Annotated in this window: 16 protein-coding genes; 12 read left to right on the forward strand and 4 right to left on the reverse strand. The window is 47.5% G+C overall.

Going from position 1 to position 23985, the window contains the following annotated elements:
- Positions 1-9: 9 nt before the first annotated feature.
- From AC6CIF_RS22860 to AC6CIF_RS22870, 3 genes are read left to right on the forward strand one after another with little or no spacing between them, the layout of a single operon-like run.
- Positions 10-1938, forward strand: coding sequence for a beta-glucoside-specific PTS transporter subunit IIABC (locus AC6CIF_RS22860; RefSeq protein ID WP_498201667.1), 1929 nt, complete (start codon positions 10-12; stop codon positions 1936-1938).
- A gap of 48 nt (positions 1939-1986) precedes the next feature.
- Positions 1987-3444, forward strand: a complete 1458-nt coding sequence (locus AC6CIF_RS22865; protein WP_498201668.1) for a glycoside hydrolase family 1 protein — start codon at positions 1987-1989, stop codon at positions 3442-3444.
- A gap of 6 nt (positions 3445-3450) precedes the next feature.
- Positions 3451-4410 (forward strand): 2-keto-3-deoxygluconate permease, encoded by a 960-nt coding sequence (locus AC6CIF_RS22870; protein ID WP_498201669.1) that lies wholly within the window; start codon positions 3451-3453, stop codon positions 4408-4410.
- Between the two features lie 104 nt (positions 4411-4514).
- On the opposite strand, the gene AC6CIF_RS22875 is transcribed toward AC6CIF_RS22870, so the two are convergent.
- Entirely contained in the window at positions 4515-5198 is a 684-nt protein-coding gene (locus AC6CIF_RS22875) for a type 1 glutamine amidotransferase domain-containing protein (protein ID WP_498201670.1), read from the reverse strand.
- 384 nt (positions 5199-5582) lie between these two features.
- Between AC6CIF_RS22875 and AC6CIF_RS22880 the strand changes: the two genes are divergently transcribed.
- On the forward strand, positions 5583-6047 hold the full coding sequence (locus tag AC6CIF_RS22880) for a hypothetical protein (RefSeq protein ID WP_498201671.1): 465 nt from the start codon (positions 5583-5585) through the stop codon (positions 6045-6047).
- 149 nt (positions 6048-6196) lie between these two features.
- Here AC6CIF_RS22880 and AC6CIF_RS22885 read toward each other — a convergent pair whose 3' ends face one another.
- A complete protein-coding gene (locus AC6CIF_RS22885; protein ID WP_498201682.1) occupies positions 6197-9217 on the reverse strand; it encodes a DEAD/DEAH box helicase in 3021 nt (1006 codons plus the stop codon).
- A 5-nt stretch (positions 9218-9222) separates the two neighbouring features.
- Positions 9223-11001 carry an SWIM zinc finger family protein gene (locus tag AC6CIF_RS22890; RefSeq protein WP_498201672.1) on the reverse strand — a complete coding sequence of 593 codons (1779 nt, stop codon included), beginning with the start codon at positions 10999-11001 and terminating at the stop codon, positions 9223-9225.
- Between the two features lie 280 nt (positions 11002-11281).
- On the opposite strand from AC6CIF_RS22890, the gene AC6CIF_RS22895 reads away from it, so the two are divergent.
- The gene (locus AC6CIF_RS22895) at positions 11282-12100 is read left to right on the forward strand and encodes an endonuclease/exonuclease/phosphatase family protein (protein ID WP_498201673.1); all 819 of its coding nucleotides are present in this window, start codon (positions 11282-11284) and stop codon (positions 12098-12100) included.
- Positions 12101-12262: 162 nt separating this feature from the next.
- Here AC6CIF_RS22895 and AC6CIF_RS22900 read toward each other — a convergent pair whose 3' ends face one another.
- Complete coding sequence (locus tag AC6CIF_RS22900) at positions 12263-13090, reverse strand: methyl-accepting chemotaxis protein (RefSeq protein WP_498201674.1); 828 nt, start codon at positions 13088-13090, stop codon at positions 12263-12265.
- 601 nt (positions 13091-13691) lie between these two features.
- On the opposite strand from AC6CIF_RS22900, the gene AC6CIF_RS22905 reads away from it, so the two are divergent.
- The 7 genes from AC6CIF_RS22905 (at position 13692) to AC6CIF_RS22935 (ending at position 23447) form a co-directional block, all read left to right on the forward strand.
- Positions 13692-15935, forward strand: coding sequence for a glycoside hydrolase family 88/105 protein (locus AC6CIF_RS22905; RefSeq protein WP_498201676.1), 2244 nt, complete (start codon positions 13692-13694; stop codon positions 15933-15935).
- Between the two features lie 227 nt (positions 15936-16162).
- Entirely contained in the window at positions 16163-17503 is a 1341-nt protein-coding gene (locus AC6CIF_RS22910) for an ABC transporter substrate-binding protein (RefSeq protein ID WP_498201677.1), read from the forward strand.
- A gap of 47 nt (positions 17504-17550) precedes the next feature.
- A complete protein-coding gene (locus tag AC6CIF_RS22915; protein ID WP_036616398.1) occupies positions 17551-18501 on the forward strand; it encodes a carbohydrate ABC transporter permease in 951 nt (316 codons plus the stop codon).
- Complete coding sequence (locus AC6CIF_RS22920; RefSeq protein ID WP_017691148.1) at positions 18498-19346, forward strand: carbohydrate ABC transporter permease; 849 nt, start codon at positions 18498-18500, stop codon at positions 19344-19346. Before AC6CIF_RS22915 ends, AC6CIF_RS22920 begins: the two co-directional genes overlap by 4 nt.
- Positions 19347-19374: 28 nt before the next feature.
- On the forward strand, positions 19375-21243 hold the full coding sequence (locus AC6CIF_RS22925) for a cache domain-containing sensor histidine kinase (RefSeq protein ID WP_498201678.1): 1869 nt from the start codon (positions 19375-19377) through the stop codon (positions 21241-21243).
- The gene (locus AC6CIF_RS22930; protein ID WP_498201679.1) at positions 21240-22844 is read left to right on the forward strand and encodes a response regulator; all 1605 of its coding nucleotides are present in this window, start codon (positions 21240-21242) and stop codon (positions 22842-22844) included. Before AC6CIF_RS22925 ends, AC6CIF_RS22930 begins: the two co-directional genes overlap by 4 nt.
- A 51-nt stretch (positions 22845-22895) precedes the next feature.
- Positions 22896-23447, forward strand: coding sequence for a GNAT family N-acetyltransferase (locus tag AC6CIF_RS22935; protein WP_498201680.1), 552 nt, complete (start codon positions 22896-22898; stop codon positions 23445-23447).
- Positions 23448-23985 lie beyond the last annotated feature (538 nt).

Raw genomic sequence — 23985 nt, forward strand, 5'->3', positions numbered from 1 at the left:
AGAAAGATCATGAACAACAAAGAATTGGCTAAAAACGTACTTGATCTCGTTGGCGGCGAGCAAAATATATCCGGGCTAACACACTGTGCAACCCGTTTGAGATTCGTATTGAAGGATGATAACAAAGCAGACCTCAAGGCGCTGGATCAGCTCGAAGGCGTGCTCAAGGCACAAAATTCCGGTGGACAGGTTCAGGTTGTTATCGGTGCCAAAGTAGACGCGGTATACAGTGAAGTGAAGAATTTAACTTCTGACCATATTGGCGAGCTTACGGAGTCTACAGACAGTGGACCGAAAAAGAGACGTAACCCCATCAACGTAGTGCTTGAAACTATCGCAGGTATATTCACGCCTGTTCTGCCAGCACTTGTTGGTTGCGGGATGATCAAATGTCTGGCTACCGTTATAACTGCCATGGGTTACCTGGAAGGCTCCGGCTTCCTGACGATCATTAACATGATCGGGGATTGTATTTTCTACTTCATGCCATTCTTCCTGGCTGTTAGTGCAGCAAACCGTTTCAAAACCAATCCCTATTTGGCGGTAGCTCTCGCTGCGGGGCTGATGCACCCCATCATTCTGAACGCTGCGTCCCAGATTGCTGAGACGGGTGTAAACAGTATTGATTTTCTCGGCATGCCGATTCTGTTGATGAAATATTCCTCTTCCGTCATTCCCATCATTCTGGCGGTATGGATTATGAGTTATGTGTATCCAATCGTCAATCGAGTGATTCCCAAGTTTCTACAGGTCCTGCTTACCCCAATGATTGTTTTGTTCATTATGATTCCAGTGGAATTAATCGTGCTTGGTCCAGTAGGTTCATATATCGGTGACTGGTTGACCAATGGCATTAACTCATTGTTCTCAACCGCAGGTGTTCTTGCTGGTGCGATTCTTGGATTTTTCAAACCGATCATGGTCATGTTTGGTATGCACTATGCGATCATGCCGATTCAGGTTCAACAAGTGGCTACATTGGGTGCAACCGTACTGTTACCAACGGCACTGGCGGCGAATTTGGCTCAGGCTGGAGCAGCCTTCGGTGTGTTTGTCCTAACGAAGAGTAAAACGATGAAATCAGCGGCTGCTTCGAGTGGATTCACTGCGTTGTTCGGGATTACCGAGCCGGCGATCTATGGTGTAACGCTAAAATACAAACGTCCCTTTTTCGCAGGTTGTCTTGCAGGAGGATTAGTTGGTGGATTCTACAGCTTGGTGCATACAACAGCGAATGCAATTTCACTTCCAGGTGTATTGGCCATTGGCACGTATTCCTCTGATCGTTACATGTATGTCGTTATTGGTTGTGTTGCCGCAGTTGTACTCGGGTTTGTGTTCACGCTGTTGGCGGGCATCAAGGAAGATACTGAAGGAAGTAAATCGAAGCAGCTAGCTACGGATAAAGTAAATAGCAATCAGACAGTCGTTGCCACAGAGGTAACTCCAGCGTCCGTATCATCACAGACATCCACATCTTCTGACATGCTTATCGTTAGTCCAATGACAGGGGAGATCAAACCAATCTCTGAGGTAGAAGATCAGGCGTTTGCCCAAGAGTTAATGGGTAAAGGCATTGCAATCATTCCGACAGATGGCAAAGTATACGCTCCATTTGACGGGGTAGTCGAAGCACTTTACCGCACCAAACACGCCATCGGATTGAAAGCTGCGAATGGTGTCGAGATCCTGATTCATATCGGAGTGGATACCGTCAGTCTGAAAGGGAAATATTTTAACGCCCATATCGAACAGGGACAGAAAATCACGGCTGGGGATTTATTAGTGGAGTTTGATCCAGAAGGCATTACGTCAGCAGGATATAACACGATTACATCGATTGTGGTAACCAACATGCAACAGTATGGAGACGTACTGACTACAGCGACCAGCGGCCCGATCCGGGAGAGTGAAGCTTTAATTAAGCTGATCCCATAAAACTTGTAATAAGACTCTAATAACACGTAATAACAGGAGGAAACTAAAATGACGAATTCCAATTTTCCAAAAGATTTTTTATGGGGCGGTGCACTGTCTGCCTGTCAGGCCGAGGGAGCTTATAATGTGGACGGCAAGAGTCTGACCATCCCTGAAGTGATGAAATTTAACGAGAAGAACGACCGCAAAGTGACCAAGCAGATCAGAGTGAATTGGGAGATGATTGAAGAGGCCAGGAATGACCAGGATACAGTTAAATATCCCAAGCGCCGGGGAATTGATTTTTATCATTCTTTCCGTGAGGATATCGCCTTGTTTGCTGAGATGGGCTTCAAAGTATTCCGTTATTCGATTTCATGGGCCAGAGTATTCCCGGGTGGCGACGATGCTACTCCGAATGAAAAGGCATTAGAGTTCTATGATCAGGTTATTGATGAATGTCTTAAACACGGTATGGAGCCCCTGATCACTATCAGTCACTTTGATACACCAATTGTACTGATGGACAAGTTCGGAGGATGGTATAACCGCAAGCTGATCGATCTGTATGTGAACTATTGTGATGTGTTGTTTAATCGCTACAAGGGCAAAGTGAAATATTGGGTGACATTCAACGAGATCAACATGAGCGTGAAAGCATCGGCCAAAACGCTGGGAATCATTGATTATGATGCTCCAAATTATGAAGAAATGCTGTTCCAGGGGCTGCATCATCAATTTGTAGCTGCGTCCAGAGCAACCAAGATGGCTCATGAGATTGATCCGAATAACCAGATCGGAAGTATGGTGGCTTATTTTACAACGTATCCTTACACTTGCAAGCCGGAGGATGCACTCCAGATGCAACAGGATGATCAGATGAAAAATCAGTTCTATCTCGATGTGCTCAATAAAGGCGAGTACCCTTACTATAGTAAAACGTATTTCAAAAACAAGGAGATCCAGCTGAATATCAAGGATGGCGATCTGGATAGTATTCGCGCGCACACGGCTGATTTCGTGGGGATGTCGTATTACAACTCGATGATTTCCAGTAGTGATACCGAACAACTCGAACTAACGGCAGGCAATGTACACAGTGTATATAAAAACCCGCATCTGCCCGCTAACGAGTGGGGTTGGCAGATTGATCCGATTGGCCTGCGGTATACGCTGAATCTCGTCTATGATCGGTATCAAAAACCGGTCTTTATTCTGGAGAACAGCTCAGGCTTCTACGATAAATTGAATGAAGACGGAACGATCAACGATCCTTACCGGATTGATTTCCTGAGCAAACATATCGAACAGATGGGACTCGCCATTGCTGATGGGGTCGAGGTGTCGGGATACACGATGTGGGGACCAATCGACATGATCAGTTCAGGGACTTCCGAGATGAGCAAACGTTACGGATTTATCTATGTGGATCAGAATGACTATGGCAATGGTACGCTCGAAAGATATCGTAAGGATTCGTTCTTCTGGTATCAGAATGTGATCCGTACCAACGGAGCAGAACTGTAACAGAGCATGAATATTTTGGGTCGTATCAAAAAAATACCCGGCGGCTTGCTAATTGTTCCTATGCTGGCTGCCGCGGTCATTAACACAATGTTTCCATCGTTCTTTCAGATCGGAGATCCAACGACAGCGCTGTTCACATCGAAAGGTACCATGGTGCTGATCGGTATGATTTTACTGATATCAGGAACACAGCTTAACTTGTCACAGCTTCTGGTGACATTGAAGAGAGCAGGAGTGCTCTGTATTTCACGCATCCTCATCAGCTGCCTGTTCGGCTGGGCGTTTGTACACTTTTTTGGTATAAGTGGGATCGGTGGAGTTTCTGCGGTAGCCTTCATTGCCGTTCTGACCAGTTGTAATCCGGGATTATATCTGGCCTTGATGAACACGTACGGAGATGATGTGGATCGTGCTGCGTTTGGTATTCTGAATCTGATCGCCGTACCGGTTATTCCGGTTATGATATTGAATTCGGCAAGCGGTGTCGGTATTGATTATCTCAGTGTACTTGCTACGCTAGTACCTTTCTTGATCGGGATACTGCTTGGTAACCTGGACAGAAATATACAGAAGATGTTCGCTCCGGGAACACTGATTCTGCTGCCTTTCCTAGGTACAAGCTTTGGGTCCAATATTGATCTGCGTATTGCATTTCAGTCCAGTCTGTCCGGTTTGCTGGTCACGGTGTTATTTTTGCTGATCTGCATGCTGCCGCTCATTGGAATCGATCGCACGATATTAAGACGGCCCGGTTACGCAGCGGCTGCGACATGTTCGGTTGCTGGATTATCCATGGTGGTGCCTTCGATGGCTGCCGAATTCAATCCGGTGTATGCGCCATATGTGGACACAGCTATCGCTCAGATTGCGTTTGCCGTGATCCTGACGTCGGTGACCGTGCCTTATATCGTGAAGCGTTTGGCGGGAGGAACAGCGACGGAAGCTTCTGCTTCGACAAATCACTAGAAAAAAACAGCATGTGTTCTGTCAGATTATGACGGATCACGTGCTGTTTTGCTTTGTACATCTATATGATCTCCTGGGGGAGGAGAAGGATCAATCGGTTTATTTTACAGACCCAGCAGTTGTTTAACACTTTCAGCTACAGCTTTGCTGGATTGCGGATTCTGTCCTGTGACCACGCGGCCATCTGTTGTGACATAGGAACTGAAGGCAGCAGCTTTATCATATTGTGCAGCGCGTTCTCTCAAAGCATCTTCCAGCAGGAAAGGAACATACTCGGTTTGTTGAGCCAATGCTTCTTCCTCATTCGTGAAGCCGGAAACGGTTTTATCGTTGATTAGAAGCAGGGCGTTGGACAGCTTCACATTCAGCAGGGCTGTAACCCCGTGGCACACGCCGGATACAACGCCACCTTTTTCATAGATATCACGAGAAAGCTCTTGAAGTTCGGCATTGTCCGGGAAATCCCACATCGTACCGTGACCCCCTGTGAAGTAGATTGCATCGTAGTCACTCGCGTTTACTTCGCCAGGTTTCAACGTATTTTTCAATTGGTTCATGAACGTTTCGTTCTCGAAATAGGCTTTGGTGCTCTCATCCAGAGAGTCGCCCAGACTTTTCGGATCAAGAGGTACGTTCCCACCTTTAGGGCTAACCAGATCGATCTGAACATTGTCATTATGGTCAAACTCTTCAATAAAGTGAGTTGCTTCGCTCAGCCATAAGCCAGTAGGCTCGTCCTTTGTTGCGTACTTATCTACATTTGTTAGAACAACCAGTATCTTTTTCATATAAAAACCTCCCGTAAAGTATATAACATCAATTTATATTAAATATCACAAAATTAAATTGTGTAAAATATATTAGTGAATATAACATAACCATGTTCTAAAGTAAAATCATGAACGTATCGTCGATCTCTAATGTGACTTTCAAGCTTAGGATTAAAGAACAATCTAGTTGTAGTAAATATGCCCGTAAGAATACACTTTTACTTATAATGCCCTGTTTATTTTACTCATATTGTAAGCGGAGGTAGGCGTGTGTAAGGGATCTCGAAAATTGATTCAAATTTGAAGTTGATTTGATTGAACAACTAGTTCTTTTGATTTAGAATGACGGAAGATACCAACAAAAAACTGGTACATATTACATATGGACTCGGAGGAACAGTCATGAAACGTTCAGGTAAATTTTTCGCTTCATCCGTAGTTGCTGCTGTCGCTGCAGTATCTATCGTCTCTTCAGCTTCAGCGAGCACAGTTTCCGTCTCCAACATCTCTGGCGTAACACCTATCAACATTAGCAGTATGGATATCGAAACGGCTTTGATGATGGTTCAGAGCGAACGTACCAAATTGCTGGATGCGCAATTGCAAACGCAAATTCAGGAGGTACAGAACCGTAATCAACAGATCGCGGATTTGAACTCTCAATTGCAGATAGCCCAGCAAAACGGGGATGAAGCAGCTGTTCAAAAGCTGAAAGGCCAAATTGATGCAGCGGGCAATTCCCAACAGATGGACATGCTTCGTCTGCAGTCCATGTCCAACAAGCGCAATGAAGCGTTTGATGTCATGACAAACTTTATCAAGAAAATGCAGGATTCAAGATCATCCATCATCGGTAACATGCGTTAAGAACGGATAATTATCTGCAACAATACAAAAAGAGCGAAGCCGGAATTTACTTTCCGAAACTTCGCTCTTTTTGTATTTCTCTTTTTTATGATATATCTCATCTATTCCGGGTGTGGACCCAGTCTGTATACTGTTTTCTTCAATCCAAGTTAGCCCGACCAGTCACGACGCCGAGTGAACAGATCCTGCAACTCATCCGTCGACAATTCGGTAATCCAGTTCTCAGAGCTTGTGATGATGTTATCGCTGAGCTGCTGTTTGCTCTCCAACATCTCGTCGATCCGCTCCTCCAATGTGCCAAGAGAGATGAACTTATGCACCTGAACATCTTTGGTCTGACCCATCCGATAAGCTCTGTCGGTGGCTTGATTCTCAACAGCCGGGTTCCACCAGCGGTCAAAATGGAAGACATGGTTGGCTGCGGTCAGATTCAATCCCACACCGCCTGCCTTGATGGACAGAATGAAGACGGACGGTTGCTTATCCTCAGGCAATGTACGGGATTGGAATTCCTCAATCATACGATCCCGCGCCGTTTTGGACGTACCCCCGTGCAGATACAGCACAGGCTCCTGCAACTCCTGACGCAGTACTTGTTGCAGCATCTGTCCCATACCGATGTATTGGGTGAAAATCAGGCATCGCTCGCCCTCGTCCCGTAATTCACGGACAAGCTCCATCAGTCGCTCCAGCTTTGCAGAGCGGCTGATCAGCATCGCCATATCTTGCGGGCTGTACACGTCATAAGCAGATTTCAGTGCACCGTCTTCGGGCAGTTCCTCCGGCAAAGCTTCTTTTGTCAGCAGCAGAGGGTGATCACACAACTGTTTAAGCTGGGTTAACGCCGATAGAATTGCACCTTTGCGCTTGATACCTTCCAGCTCTTTCATTTTATCCATCAGGGCCTGCACGGATTGGTCATACAATGCACTTTGTTCGCCCGTGAGGTGAATATAGGTTTTCATCTCGTTTTTGTCCGGCAGATCAAGCTGGATATTGGGATCTTTTTTCTTGCGGCGCAACATGAATGGTTTCACCAATTGCTGCAGATCCTGCATCCGCTGCTCATCTTTGTCTTTTTCGATAGCACTGATGAAGCGAGTCTGGAATGCCCGGGCGTTGCCCAGATATCCTGGATTGATAAAGTCATAGATCGACCACAGCTCGGACAACCGATTCTCGATCGGCGTACCTGTCATGGCAATGCGGTGTTTCGCAGGGAAGCTGCGGACAGCCAGCGACTGTTTGGTCTGAGCATTCTTGATATTCTGTGCTTCATCGAGACAGATGCATGACCAGGTATAGGTTTGTAACATCTCCTGATCCAGTGTAGCCGTAGCAAAGGACGTGATAATAATATCCACCTGCTCGGTCTGCTCCCGGAATTCTTCTCCACTTAATCGGCGTGCACCATAATGCAGACTGACATTAATGGAGGGTGCGAAGCGGCTAATTTCCTTTTGCCAGTTGCCCAGTACGGAGGTTGGGCAGATTAGAAGTACCGGGGCTTGTCCCGGCTTACGTGGTTCATGATCCTTGATGTGTAACAGATACGTGATGAACTGAATGGTTTTTCCAAGACCCATATCATCGGCAAGACATGCCCCAAGTCCGAATCTGCGCAGGAAACCAAGCCATGCAAAACCTTCCTTCTGATACGATCGCAGCTCGGCATGAAGCCCTGTCGGAATGGGTAAGGAAGGTGCGCCGCCTTGTCCGCCCCCGAGTTGTGCAATAACCCGGTTCAGGTGCTCATTCAGCTCTACTTCAAGCCGAATGTTCTGATCATCCTGCGGTTGCTGCTCTTCCTCGGTTTGTTGTCCTTCCTTCCATTTCTGATTGCGATATTCGCGCTGTTCATTATGCAGCAGATGCAGGTGCAGAATATCCTGGAATGAGAGTCCCTGTTCCCGATCTACACCGCCCATGGCACGACGTATCTGTTCCAGCAGGTCGGGGTCGAGAGGAACCCATTCTCCGCGGAAGCGAACCAATCGTTCATTACGGGCAACAAGGTCGGCGAATTCATCTTCGCTAAGATCCGTGTCACCAATCGCAATTCGCCAGTCAAAATGAATAATCGAGTCCAGTCCAAAGAACGACTGTCCCCGCTCACTGCCTTCCTCCGGCTGCACCTTGGCACGCAGCTTTGGTTTCTTCTTACGGGCTGCTTCCCACCAACCAGGCAGCAGAACTTGCCAGCCTGCTGCGAGCAACCGCCCGCTATCCTGCGTCAGGAACTGCCAGGCTTCCTGATCTCCCAAAGGATCACTCAGCACATCGCGTCTACCGCTAATGGAACCTCCGAGACTCGGCAGATGTGCACGCAGTTGATCCAGCCATCCGGCAGAGCGGTCCAGAACGAAGGGGGTCCATACCTCTGGCCATTCCCCTTCAAGCCTACCCCGTGAATCCAGCATGACTGGTACCAATACGGCGGCATCCAGCTTATTCTGTAATACCAGTCGCAGTCGCCATGATGGCTCATCCTCATCCGGCTCCTGCAATTGCAGCATGGGTCTGAATGGTGCGGCATCCGCTTTCCAGCCAATAGATACGAGCCAGGACTGGGCGTCCATTCCGGCTGTCTTGGGGAGAGTGCCGCGCTCTGGGAACAACTGCGGGAATTCACGCCGCAGATCCGTTGCAGCTTCTTCCGAACTGTACCAGCGCTGGAATACGAAGGCGGAGTAAGCCGCCCCGAGTCCTTCGGCATAACTCTCGTCCGTTTGCTGAATCGCCTTGGTAAGCGATGCCCGCTCCTGCTTTTTCAAGCTATCCGGGTCCCAAGTCCACTGAAGCTGTCCTGCACGGTAGGCCTCGAAGCTAGGTACGTATTTGCGTTTTTCGATAGATGCTGCGAGCGCGGGAGCTAGTCGAATCAGATGTTCAGCCTGTTCATCCCATTTCCATTCAATATGAAGCAGGGTATGCATCTCGGCAAAGAAGGGAATCACTTCTTCCGCAGGCAGAACAACCAGCTCAATCTCCTCAATCTGCCGAACTTCCAGTTCGGTACCGTAGAAGGAAGGCACATGCCAAGCGAACAATCGCTGCTTCAGCGACTGTCCTGATACAAAGTGGTGTGTGTTGAGTGCTCCGTAAAACAAAGCATCGCCATATCCGGTTAAAGCGACGTGAACCTCAATCGTTTCAGTGTAAGGATGAATTAAGCTCATGAGATCAGTTTACCTTTCCGAAGCTCTTCCTGCAGGGCGCGCAGCCGACTGTTACGAACGGCGAGTGTGGTGATGAATTGCTCCCAGTGCGCTTCTTGCTTCATTTTTTTATAGATTTTGGACAGACGTTTCAGCAGTTTCACCGCTGCTTTGTATCCGTCCCTGTTTTTGTGTCCGATATAACGCTCCACTGCCTGATGATAGAAGGGAAGCAGCAGCTCAGGTGCATCTTTTTCGATAGGTTGCAGCATCGCTACGCGGAATTCGAGAGGTTCCGTTCCCGTACTCAGCTGAAAATCAATCCATCTGCGCCACTGTCCACGCGAATGCATAGCATCCTCGTAGGCGGGGCGGGAGTGGGGAAGCATACTGACAAGCGTGTCCCACATACGGTTCTCTGCATCGGGCAGATGTTGAATGGCCGTATCCCATAGATGCATGTAATCATTCAAAGGTGTATTACGGCGATTCGCCAGAAGAGGGCCAAGTTGTGCCAACCAATCGCCAAGCCGCTTCCATTCAGCCGAATCTGCGAGTACATGGAGAAAATGCAACAGTTGTTCTGGCGGGAAACCGTAGGCCGAGCTTCCATGGATGAGTCGCTGCCATGCCTGATCATCCTGCCCCAGAAGGAAGTGCATCCAGCTCTGCGCGAGTACTAGCGGCAGGGGCAGTGTTACGGCTTTGCCTGGTCTATCAATGCTACTTCCATTACTCTGAGCGCTACTCAAGACACTTCCACCTGACTGGGAAGGTGTCGAAGCGGCGGTTATATTGCGCTCTATATCATTTAAGATGGCCTGTTCCGACGCTAACATGTCCCGCGACCCTTGAAGCTCAGGTACAATCCAGTTCAACCACAGTTGTCGATAGATCGGAGTGAAGAACATCATGCTGGCTGTCTCAGGCATCATCTGTTTACGTAAATAAGCTGAGGTTTCAGACAGTCTGTTCCAAAGTTGTTCAAGCTTGTTTCCCTTTAGACCCGACAGGTCTAGTGGATGGTTAAAGATCCGCTCAATGTCTTTCAGAAGTGCATCCACCGCGAGCTGAGCAGGGTAGCTCAAGTACACCGGGGTATGCGTGATTGAGTTACGAGCCGGCGGCACGCAGAATCGTATGAGGTGCAGCTGCACATGTAGTTCAAAAAGTTGGTCCATCGCAGTGGTCAGCCTTGGCTTAATCGCATATAACTCGTCCGTTGCTTCCTGCACGTAGGATGTGCTGGCTGTGCCGGTACCCAGCCGTTTCAGACAGGAGTGGAATAACTCATGCCATTCCGAGATTTCGAGATCGGCAAGCTCTGTTGCACGTTCCTTGATCTGGCTGTATTGGTTGTCGGGAAAGTCCATATCCTGCTGTTCATCGGCATCTGCGTAACTGGATAGTCCTGCGGACATGGCCCCGACAGGTTTGGTCGTTTGTTTGAGCGCAGTACTGGAGTGCGCATTCACAATCGCGTGCACAGGTCGCTCCAGTTGCTCGGCATAACTCATCAAGACAGCCGTCATATGTTTGCATACGGAACTCACCGGGCAGGTACAATGACTGGTAGACAGGGATTGCATGCTCAGGGTGACCTCATATTCTTCCGATCCTTGTACATCGGCCGAGATCCCTTGTTGTTCTGAATAGGTTAATGGTCCGACACGTTTCTGTTTATAATATTGGAATCCGCGCATGATCGTCAGGTTATTAAAATGCTCTGCAACCTGCCTGATCAACTGTTGCCACTGCGCATCATCCATCCTCATGTTATTCGGTATGTTCATCATTCCATCTCCTGGGGTAAACATAGGTTCAGTAATCACCACGTCTATGACGTGATGTTGTAAATTTGCTGTATCCATCATATCAGTTATGAGCCGATCCGTGCATGGGTTATGAAGAATTTGAAGTTATTTCAGACTCACAGGAATCAAGATGAATACGCAGGTGCCGTGAGCGAGTGGCATGCATGATTGCTCCATATTGTGTATGCTTATCGTATGTATTCCTTTCAGGAACGATGCAGGCCGGGGAAACGGTCATATTACAAACAACAGGAGAGAGCATATGAAAATACTGACGTTAAACACACACGCTTGGGCGGAAGAAGATCAACTGAACAAGATCAGTCAGCTGGCTGATTTTATTAATACACATCAATTTGATGTCATCTCCATGCAAGAGGTTAACCAGTCCATGCAGGAAGCGGCGCTTTCTGAAGAAGAACTGAAGATGTATTATCCTACTGAATCGGATGCTGTGATTAAAAAAGACAACTATGCATACGTCCTGCTTCAGCAGCTGACAGAGCAATATCACTGGACGTGGATTCCCGCGCATGTCGGGTTCCAAAAATACGATGAAGGACTGGCGATCCTTAGCCGGACGCCGATTATGCAGGCTTTTGGAGAATACGTGTCCCACATGCGGGATTATAACAATTACCGTACACGCAAGATTGTGGGAATCCAGACGGTCGTCCAAGGTGAAGCAATCTGGTTTGTGAACGGACACTATAACTGGTGGGATGATGCGCAGGAACCTTTCAAGGGACAGTGGGAGTTGACGGAGAGCAAGCTTGCCCCCTACATGGATCAGCCGTTATATATAATGGGTGATTTTAATAATGTCGCGGAAGTGCGTGGAGAAGGCTATGATTATATGATGAGCAAAGGATGGAATGACCTGTACACTACAGCATTGCAAAAGGATGAAGGAGCAACCGTGGTGAAGGCCATTGCCGGCTGGGCAGATAACAAACGCGATCTTCGGATCGACTATATTTTCTCCAATCGTCCGATTCAGGCTAAATCTTCAACCGTGGTCTTGAACGGTAAAAATGGACCGGTCGTGTCTGACCATTTTGGCGTCGCTGTAGAGATATAACAGCCGTGTGAGCATAAACCGTAAAGGTGATATCACCGCAAGTACGAAACAAAGCCTCCGCTGACTTCCTGTAAAGGGAAGTGGCCGGAGGCTTTTCACATTCTAAATCATTTGTTATGTACATTTCATATCGTTTGTTCTTTCTGTTGTGGAACTCTATTGTTATTCGAGCGCCAGCATCTGATGTACGAACTTTTTCAGATTCGCGCTTGTCTCACTAAGCTGTTCGATACTTTCCATGAACTCGGTAACAAGCTTGGCCTGATCCACTGTTGCGGTTGTAATCTGACCGATCTCCTGCTCCATATGTTTCATGGAATCTTGCACGCTGCCTAGGGACGATTCGATATCAGCTGCTGCTTGTTTCGTATGATCCGACAGTTTACGTACTTCACTGGCCACCACACCGAATCCGGCCCCCTGATCGCCCACACGGGCTGCCTCTATCATGGCGTTTAGTCCAAGCAGATTGGTTTGTTCCGATACTTCACGAATGACGTTTGTTACTTTACTTACACTGACCGAGTTCTCTGAAGCTTTTTTGGAATTGCGCAGAATCTCTTCCGATGTCGCGGAGAGTTCTTCGGAATGTGCCGCAATCTGCTGAATGCCGCCGACCAGCGCATTAATGGTCGTTTCATTTTCACGGATCAGCGTTTCCAGTGTCATGTGACTATCCAGTGCGTAGTTCACACCCAATATACCCACGACCTGATCGTTCTCTTTAATAGGGATTAGAATGGCATCAAAAGGTCTGCCCTGCAGATCACCAGGCATACGTGCCACGGTACGGGAATCTCTGTTAGTCAGCATTTTGAAATGTTTATAATCATCATGCAGCTCATCCCCAACCTTCACGCCAATCTCCAGACTTTTTGCCTCGGAAAAATACAATACTTTCTCATGATCATTAATGGATATGGATATGTCGTCACGGAACATTTGGCTAACAAAAGGCATAGCATTTGCCAGAGATTCAAGAGTATTCAATGTGCATCTTTCCTTCCCAATACAAAAAGTGGAATTTTTCAATCTATATAAGTTGAACTAAAGATATATTCACACGTACACTCCGATGACAGAATAACCTTCCAATCGCTGTTATCCCCAGATTTTTTTGATTCCCTTTTCTCAAGGGAAAAATCCGGTGATAGCGTATGCTTCCGATGCAGCTTTCTTTCAGAAAGCTTTTAGGCGAACGCTTCGCTTTTTCAGTTTTTTTCTGTCCTCTACGTTTCTGTGTAAATGATTAGTTCAACATATATAGTTTCTATATCGGTAACATTTTCCGTTTTTTTGAATTAATGTCCCAATGAAGGTGTAATTGGCGAAGTAAAAACCGAATTTTCTGATTTTTTGAAAGCGTAATCAAAAATCTGTAGCCACCACCGAACATGTCAGTTATACTGGGATTATTATTCGGCTATTCAGAAGATAACCAAGGGACATACCTATTTCCCGGTAAGGGGATTACCCACCTAGGTTAAGCGCTATACTTTATTACTGCATATTAGTTTAGTGCTCTAGTGTGGACGGTATGAATGCTATGATATAAGACTTTATTTCAACAGAAGAAGGATGTGTGCCATCGATGACGACCTATTTCAGTGAACCGCAGAGCATGTATTACCGATTTGGAGAAGATCAGGATCAGGTGTTGAAGGTACTAGCCGAGAGGTATATTGGAGCCAATGCGCAGGCTGATTTTGTATATCGGGTATTCCAGAAGTCTGGTATTTTGCAAAATGAAAAAGGGCTTTATGATCTGAATTTAAGTAAACGCTTTCCTGATGCACCTAAAGACCATATATCCTACGCAGCTGCATTGGTTTGGGGGGACGAGGACCGGAATCTGGACGTGTTGGTCCGCTGTTATGGGCCTGTTCGTTTCTATTTCAATGAGCAGTTGGTCTATCGCTCTACCGTAATGGATGAGATTAGTCCAGACGCAACGGTGAAGCTCAGCATCGATATCAAGCCTGGTTGGAACACCATTTGGCTGGAGATGAAAAACACCCCTGCCGGATTTGGCTGCCAATTTGGGTCAGATGAAGGAAAAGTGCGCATTTTGAATGTATATGCTCCATTTCAGGAGAGACAGGGGCAAGCGGGGTGGGTGTTCTCCCAACCGAACCCAGCCACGAGTAAACAACCGGACCTGCTTGGAAAAGAATCAGACGTCAGCTTGAACTGGTTGCCTGAGACAGGCTGGTCTGATGAAGATAAAACCAAGCCAGCTTTCGAGCGAATATTCGGAAATCTTGCTGGTAAGCATGCTTATGCTTGGACCCATCTGAACAATAACGATTCAACCGGGAATGCAGTGCGATTGTCAGGTCAATCTTCCGGTTCTCTAAGTATATGGATTAGCGGCAAGCCTGTGGCGCAAGTGAAGGAAGCGGGTCCGTTCGAGGTGGATGTACCAGCTTCCTTTGGGCGGAGTGACCTGCTTGTCCGAAGTGAATATGACGATACAGCTGGACCTTGGCATTTTAATTTGAACGCAACCGTGTCGGGTAAGCCGCTCTCACTGGAACTTCCTCAGCGTGTGCACGGAGCTAATGGAGAGTCTTGGTTATATGTTGGACCTTTTGAGTCGGAGGTTGAACCGGACTTGGCGGATCTGACTCGAACGGACCGAGTGTATCAAACGGGTCTAGAACAGACGTATTGGCGCTTAGATCGACCGGATGCTTGGATCAGACCTTATTATGAGAACGCGATGTTAAGCAACAAATGGACAGTGGGCAGTGTGACCAATTATGGTCGCTGGGATTATCCATTGGGTGTCACTGTATATGGTCTATTACGGACGGGGCGTTATTTGCAAAGACCGGACATTACACGTTATGCGGCTGAGCATGTGCAGGCATGTACCCAGATGTATGAATACTCCTTATGGGATCGGGAGCAGTATGGTTTCCCAGCAGTCAATCAACAATTGGTCATGCTAAAAATGCTGGATAACTGCGGTTCTTTTGGTTCAGCCATGCTGGAAGCGTATTCAGAGTGTCATGAACCAACGTTTCTTCCGATTGCTGAACGGATTGCAGATTTCATGCTTTCCCGCCTGGAACGGCAGGAGGATGGTGCATTTTATCGCACATGTGTAGGGGAGTATGCCGAGAATACCATGTGGGCAGATGACCTCTATATGAGCACGCCGTTTCTCGTTCGTTATGCACGGGTGACAGGCAACTCAGCCGCATTGGATGAAGCCGCCAGACAATTTTCACTGTATCGGAAGTATCTGTTTATGCCTGAGTTCAAGATCATGTCCCATGTGTATGATTTCAAATACGGACAGGCAACGCAGATTCCATGGGGACGGGGAAATGGCTGGACACTGTTTTCCTTGACAGAGGTATTGGAAGCTTTGCCAACAGTACATCCCGAGCGCCCAGCCTTAATAGATTTCTTCAATGAGCTGTGTGAGGGGTACGCAGCGCTTCAAGGGGAAAGCGGGTTGTGGCATCAGGTGTTGAATGTTCCGCAGACGTATGAAGAAGCCTCCTGCACGGCGATGTTTGCCTATGGTTTTGCGAGAGGTGTACGCTTTGGCTGGTTCAAAGACCCTGAAGTTTACGTCACAGCTGCCGAGCGGGCTTGGAAAGGACTCATCTGCAAAGCAATTGACCGTCAAGGGAATGTGCATGGCGTGTGTAGCGGTTCGAGATATGCGTTTACGGCAGAGTATTATGATCAGGACTTGCGTACCGTCACCAATGACAATCACGGAATAGGCATTATGATGCTGGCAGGAACTGAAGTAGCAAAAATGAAGAAACATCTGGCTGAACACAGGGTGTCTTCACCTGCCGTCTCACATTCCTGACAGCAACCCGCTATCTTCTTCTCACGTATCATGCATGTATACCCGTAATCATACCGATACGGGAACGGAACCGCCGGGAATATCATTCCTGGTGGTTTTTGATTCCTGTAACTCCTTACTTTTTTGACAGGAAAGCTTACTTTTGTTTATGTCATGTGCAGCAATGGACCGATACAATAGGTTTTGTAAGCGATTCCATAAATGCAAGAAGGGGAGGAAATTCATTTATGATGATTACAAAAAAGTGGGTAACCCTGTTCTGTCTGTCCCTGTTATTGTTCGCTACAGCCTGTTCTGGAGGGGCCGCCGATACATCTTCTTCTTCTGGGGAAGCAAGTGGAAGTGAAGGAGATTCATCAGGCAAGATTGAACTGCGCATGACCTGGTGGGGATCACAGACCAGACATGATCTGACGACCAAAGTGATCCAATTGTTTGAAGAGAAACATCCGGGAATCACCATTAAACCTGAATATTCCGGTTGGGACGGTTACTTTGACAAGTTGACTACACAGGTAGCCGGTTCAAATGCACCAGATATCATCCAGATGGATTACGCCTTTTTGACTGACTTTGCCCGGCGTGGTGCCTTGCTTGACCTGACTCCGTTTGCAGAGAGCAAAGAGCTGCGGACAGAGGATCATGATCAGAGCATGATTACAGCCGGTTCGATTGACGATAAATTATATGCGATTACCCTCGGAGTTAACGCACCAGGTGTCATCTATGACGCCACCGTATTTCAGGAATTAGGTATCGAAGAACCACAAGAGAGCTGGACATGGAAGGATTTTGGGGATATTGCAACCAAGATCGCCGTAGCCAAAGGTGAGGGGTTCTATGGATCTGCAGACATTTCTGGTACAACGAACATGTTTGAAGTGTTTATTCGGCAATCCGGTAAAGGATTGTTTGATGGTGGCACAATGACCGCTACCAGCGAGGAGCTTCAGCAATGGTTCGATATGTGGAGCGCACTACGCGAGAATGGTGGAGTGACCACAGCGGAGATAACGGCATCCACAACCAATGCGCTGGAGACACGCCCGATCTCACTGGGCACAGCTGCCATGGATTTTGCATGGTCCAATCAATTACTGACATTCCAGCAGGTCAATAAAAACCAGGATCATAAGCTTGGCATACAAGTGCTTCCGCATGGTGTAGGTGAAAAGCAAATCGGTGAATATCTGAAACCAGGCCAGTTCCTCTCCGGTTATGGTAAAACCAAACATCCAAAGGAAGTTGCCATGTTCATTGATTTCATGGTCAATGATCCAGAAGCAACCGCTATTCTTGGTTCTGAACGTGGGGTTCCGGTCAATTCCAGCATTCGTGAACAGATGCAGCCTACGCTACCGGAAGCGGAGCAAACCATTTTCCAATTTATCGATACGGTATCGAAGAACTCCAGCGAGATTGACCCGCCATACCCGCAAGGATTCGCTGAAGTGGACACAAGTTTCAAGAGCGCAAGCGAGCAGATCGCCTTCGGTCAAGGTAATACTCCAGATGTCATTGCCCAGTTTATTGAAGGAGCCAAGGCTACGCTTGGATCGAGTCAATAATGATTGAAACTGTCTCACACTTCTAATTCTGCGGGGAGGTTGCGAAGATGACGACATCACAGGTCAGTCAAGCCCGAATCGAGCGTGTAACTACCCGGCGGGTCAAACGGAGATATGCGCATAATGGAGCCGCACTTCTGTTTCTCGCCCCATGGCTTGTCGGATTGTTATTCCTTACCCTAGGTCCAATGTTGGTATCGTTATACATCTCGTTCACCGATTACAGTATACTGGCCGCCCCTTCCTGGGTCGGTCTGGATAACTACACCACGATGTTTACATCGGATAAACTGTTCACCCAGTCGCTCAAAGTCACCTTCACGTATGTCGCTGTATCCGTACCGGTCAAATTGATTTTCGCGCTGCTTGTAGCGATGTTGCTGAACAAAGGGATTCGAGGACTCGGTATTTACCGTACGGTGTATTACATCCCGACATTGCTTGGAGGTAGCGTGGCGATTGCAATGTTGTGGCGTAAAATGCTGGGTGGGGACGGGCTACTCAATAGTGTGCTTGCCATGGTGGGCATTAAAGCGCCCGATTGGGTAGCGAATCCGAAATATGCTCTGTACTCCATCGTGCTGTTATCCGTGTGGCAGTTCGGATCATCCATGATTATTTTCCTGGCAGGCCTGAAGCAGATTCCGCCCGAGTATGATGAAGCCTCAGCGGTAGATGGTGCAGGTCCTCTGCGGAGATTCTTCTATATAACGTTGCCGATTCTGTCACCCGTTATCTTCTTCAATCTTGTCATGCAGCTGATTACATCCTTTCAATCGTTCACGCAGGCTTTTGTTATCAGTAATGGTAGCGGAGGGCCAGTGAACTCAACCCTAATGTACTCTCTGTATCTGTACAAAAAAGGATTTTCATTCTTTCAGATGGGCTATGCTTCTGCGATGGCCTGGGTGCTGGTCATCCTGATTGGCGTATTTACATTGCTCGTATTCCGCAGTAGCAAGCTGTGGGTGCACTATGAGGATGGTGGGAAATCATGATTGGACAACGGAACTCTACAGCATGGGTCGTCGGCAAACATGTGTTGATCTCAGGCATCGCCTTTGTCATGCTCTACCCGATCCTCTGGATGCTGGGCAGCTCATTCAAACCGGGACATATGATCTTTACAGAGACCTGGTTTTGGCCACAGGAATGGAATTGGCAAAATTACATGAATGGCTGGTCCGGAATTCAGGGCAACCCGTTCTCCCGGTTTCTAACCAACTCTGTCATCCTGTCGCTTGGTGCCGTGCTGGGCAATGTCATTTCCTGCTCTATGGCGGCATATGCCTTCGCCCGATTGAATTTTCGTTTCAAAGCCATCTGCTTCGGACTGATGCTCATGACGATCATGCTGCCACATCATGTGACGCTGATCCCGCAGTATATTCTCTTCAACCACCTGGAGTGGGTGAATACGTATCTGCCACTTGTCGTGCCTAAATGGCTGGCGACAGATGCCTTCTTCATTTTTCTCATGGTACAGTTCTTCCGGGGATTGCCTAAAGAGCTGGATGAGGCGGCCACCATCGATGGATGTGGTCCTGTGAAAATATACACCAAAATCATCATTCCACTGGCTTTCCCAGCATTGGTTACCACGATGATCTTTACGTTTTTGTGGACATGGGACGACTTCTTCAGTCAGTTGATCTACTTGAGTGACGTGAGCAAATATACCGTGCCGCTGGGTCTGCGCCTGTTCCTTGATTCCAGCTCTCAATCCGATTGGGGTCCGATGTTTGCGATGTCGGTATTGTCGTTGGTGCCATGTTTCATTGTATTTATCGTGTGTCAAAAGTACTTCGTGGAAGGAATCGCGACCTCTGGGCTCAAAGGGTAATTCCAAGACGAAACGAGTTGATTTTTCCATGAGGAAAGGAAGATGGTCTTCATTTATTAATCAAAAGCTGCAACAAAGCAAGCTCTCCACGTTGATGGTGACTTGCTTTATTGCGTTTAACCTTCTGCTCGTCTCGGTTGTGGTCTGGCTGGCATATCAGTCTTTCTCAGCAGTCACCTTTGCCGAGATTAGCAAAGCACGCCTGGCTCTTCTGAACGAAAGCACACGTCGGGGATTTGATTTTATAACAGGGGTAACTGGAACCGCTTATGCCTTGGCAAGCAATCGGGAACTGTCCAGTCTGCTCGAAACGGCTGATACGGGCAGGCTTGCACAGATTCACCAGCGGAGAGAGGTCTCTCGAATTCTGGATCATACCATGGTCGTGAGTGAAGGCATCACTTCCATTGAACTGTATACGGATGCCTTTAATGAAGTGACAGTGACTATGGCTGATCGCATATTTCCGGTGGACACCATCGCACACGACTCTTGGTTTGCTACGCTGGAAAAGGCTGATGCGGCTTGGGTTCCGCTGCGTGAGAACGAATCTGGCCAATCCCTGGTCGGATACGCCCAACGGATTTTCGACAGTCGTGGTGGAACGGTTGCTTATGTGCTCATTCGACTGAGTAGAGCGGACATTGTACGCAGGTTTGCCGATGTACCCATGGTGCTTGATGGAAAAGTCCTGTTGGTAGATACCGCTGGTAATGTCGTAATGCAGATGGGGAGAGTTGATCCAGCAGGGGAGAAGGAACGAGCGGATCGAAGAAATGAAGCGAGTAAAGTACAGGAAACGGGTGGAGCTGTAAATTCATCTTCTTCTATTATAGATAGTGCATGGATTCAGGAACATGTCCAGCATGGTGCAGACGGGTACGAAGTAGTTTCCGGCCAACCCGGAGGTGCTCAATTGGTGCTGTACTCCAGGCCAGCGATGCTTCAGTGGCGCCTCGTACAGACTATTCCGGTATATACACTGTTATCTCCGCTCAGACAAGCGGGCTGGCAGATCCTCGGCATCGCCGTGCTGGGACTATTATGCTCGGCTGTGTTGGCGTACCTGTTTGTAAGGCAGATCATCCGGCCTTTGCGACAATTAATCAAGCGAATGAGACAACTGGAGAAAGGGGACTTCGATACCCGGGTCCAACTTTCGTTTACAGAGGAATATGCCCATTTGGCTTATGGCTTTAATCATATGGCTTCACAGCTCACTACGCTGATGGAACAGGTGAAGGATGAGAGCCGGGCCAAGCGTGAAGCCCAGACGGGCTTGCTTGAGGCCCAGATCAAACCCCATTTTTTATACAATACCCTCGACATGATCCACTGGCGCGCACTTGATTACGAAGCCAAGGATATCAGTCGCATGATTGTACAACTAAGTAAGCTGTTACGGATCGGACTGAGTGGAGGGAGACTGTTTATACGGGTTCGTGATGAGTTGGAACATGCCCGTTGCTACGTTAACATCCAGTCAGAGCGGCTGCCGTTCTCCATTCAATATCAGGAGCAGATCGATCCGCATATTCGCGGTTGTTACATTCCCAAGATCATTTTGCAGCCCTTCATCGAAAATGCCGTTATGCACGGGCGCCCTGAAGAAGGCACACTTCGAATTCAGGTGCATATGCACGAAGAGGTTGGCCCGCATGAGGATATCGTCATTCGTATCACGGATAATGGGCGGGGTTTGCCGGAGGGGTGGAAACTCGAAGAGACGTGTGGCATCGGTGTACGGAATGTACATCAGCGCATTCAGCTCTATTGTGGGAAGAGGTATGGCGTTCAACTGAGCGATAGAGAGTCAGGTGGCGTGGAAGTGACCATTACGCTGCCGCGTATTGAGACCGACGAGCAATTAAATCTATGGCTGGACGGTGAAAAATGATGAAGACCATTATGCTTGTTGATGACGATCCTCATATTGTAAAGGCATTAACAGATCATATCGATTGGCCTTCTCTGGGCCTCAGCATTGCAGGCACTGCTTCCAATGGCTTGGATGCGCTGGAGTTGTTTCACCGCATGCATCCAGACGTCGTTATGACTGACGTCTACCTGCCGGGGATGACCGGGCTTGAGATCACACAGACGTTGCGCCGTGATCATCCCCACTTGCCGATCATCATTCTTAGTGGATATGACGAATTCGAGAACGCCCGGGCAGCCATGCGTTGGGGGGTGAATCACTTTTTGCTGAAGCCGGCAGAGGTTGAGGAGATTGAGTCTGTGCTGCGTGAGGTGCTACTGGAACAAGATGTGCGAGAGCGGCATGAGCGGCTGGAGCGGACATACAAGCAGGAGGTTGGACGGGTACTTCCGTATTTGCGCAAACAATTTCTTCACGAACTGCTGACTACGCGATATCGGGCAGACGAGTTGCCTAAAGAACGCATGGACTATATAGGCATTCATATGTCCTCACAGACACGCGCCATTAGTCTGCAACTGAATCGCCCCGTATTTTTGACACGAATGAAAGAACGGGATTGGCAGCTTCTCCGCTATGGGGCGGCCGATATTATTCAGGAGACGGTGAAGGAGCAAGCGGCGCGCATGAATGGTCAGGTAGAGATTGTTGATTATTCGGATCAGGTATTTGTGTTGCTTCTATTAGGAGATAAAGATCATCTGGAGGAATGCCTGCCACTTGTGGAGCGAATGATCGATCAGATCTTTACGTATCTGAAAATTGAAGTGAGTGCTGGAATCGGAAGATCCAAGAGTCACCCATGTGAGGTGATAGATTCCTATCTCGAGAGCAGGGAAGCGGTGGAAACAGCAGAGTTTCAAGGTGGGAGTCGTATCTACCATTATGAAGCATCAAAGGAAACAGAACCAAGTGTGACCGATTATTCAGTATTGCTTCGTCAATGGAATGAGGCTTGGGCGGATATTCGACCTGACCTGGCGGAAGAGGTATGGCATCATATTTGCCTTTTGCTGAAAGAGGGGAAATGTGTTGGGATACAGGATGTACAGGTTGTGGCGGTCAGTCTGTTTGACACGTTGATGCATAGCTGGAACCGACTTCATCCTATGTTAGCGCCGCCGCTGGCGATGAGTGATTTTTTGCGTGAAATTCAATCGAAATATGCTTTGCACGATCTGGTAAACTGGATGGATCGTATTATCTGCGACTGGCTGGAACAGATACGCAAGGAGATGGGCGAGAAGAAAAGCAATAAACTTATCGAGCAGGTGAAACAGTATGTAGAGCTTCATTACGCCGAAGAGATTAGTTTTGAAGCGATAGCCAAGGGGCTGTTTGTACATCCGAAGTATCTGAGTCAACTGTTCAAAAGGGTGACCGGTGAGAATTTCGTGAGTTATTTGAACGGGTACCGGATTCAGAGGGCGTTGGAACTTTTGCAGTCGGGACATTACATGGTATATGAGGTGAGCGAGATGACGGGGTTCCGTAATGCAACGTATTTCAGCCAGGTGTTCAAAATGCTTACGGGCAAGAGTCCGTCTGAGGTGGGGTAGAGCGTTACAGGTACAGTAGTTATACAAAGCGGAAGAGGAGGTATGGTTCTTATGATGATCGATCAGCAGGAATATTACATTAAAGGCTTATCTTACTCCATTAGATCGGCAGAGGAAAAGGAAAAGGATGCTGAGGCCTTGTCTTCACTACGTGTACAAATCGATGGGGAAACCGAGAACATGGATCGTGAAGAGGGCGAGGCGTATATCGACGCAGCTGGGTTTAGGCGGATCATTCATTTGGACACTGAGAAGTCACGGAATTTGTTCCTTGTTGCTGTAGTGGCAGGGGAGATTGTGGGATACTCCCGATGTGAAGGTACAGAGCTGAAGCGCTTTTGCCATAAAGTTGAGTTCGGCGTGTGTGTAGCCAGAGAGTTCTGGGGGCATGGGATTGGAAAGAACTTGTTGGAGAAGTCGATAGAATGGGCAGACCAGACTGGTGTAGAGAAGATGACGTTGAACGTGCTGGCATCCAATGAAAAGGCAATCGAGTTATACCAAAAGAGTGGCTTCGAGATCGAAGGTATTTTGAAAAAGGATCGGCGACACGCGGATGGACAGTATCATGACACGATAGTGATGGGCAGGTTCAAAGACTAATAGTAAAAAGTGAAAATTACAATCTATATAAGCCCAGAGCTTATGGAATTCATTTATTAGATTTGAACCGACATAATAGATAGCAGCGTTATTGAGTAGAGGTATTATGTTTCTTATTTTATAGAACGAATGTAATGATGTTGAATGAGTCTATTCACAACCTATATTGAGATAGATTAGACCGGTGAGTGTATATAGGATATAGTAAGAGGATATTGCCATTGGAAAAAGAGATTATGAAGAGATTGAATCAAATATATAATCAGTTTTCAGATGGGATATTTTACAAGTAGTAATTGTATTGTGTATATGATATATTCTATTTCCGGCCAAAAAAACACGAGAAACAAAGTGCCGCAGGCAAAACAAATAAGCTTCGAAAGAAACTTAAAAAAAGAGCTTGCTAAGTTGGTTCGGAAGTGTTATGATATAAAAGTTGCTGAGGAGAACGGTGCTCGGTAACAAAAACAAGTTTGATCTTTGAAAACTGAACAACGAGTGAGTAAACATTCTGCTTGCAGAATGAACGCGAAAGTTT

This window comes from Paenibacillus sp. GQ49, assembly GCF_059759055.1.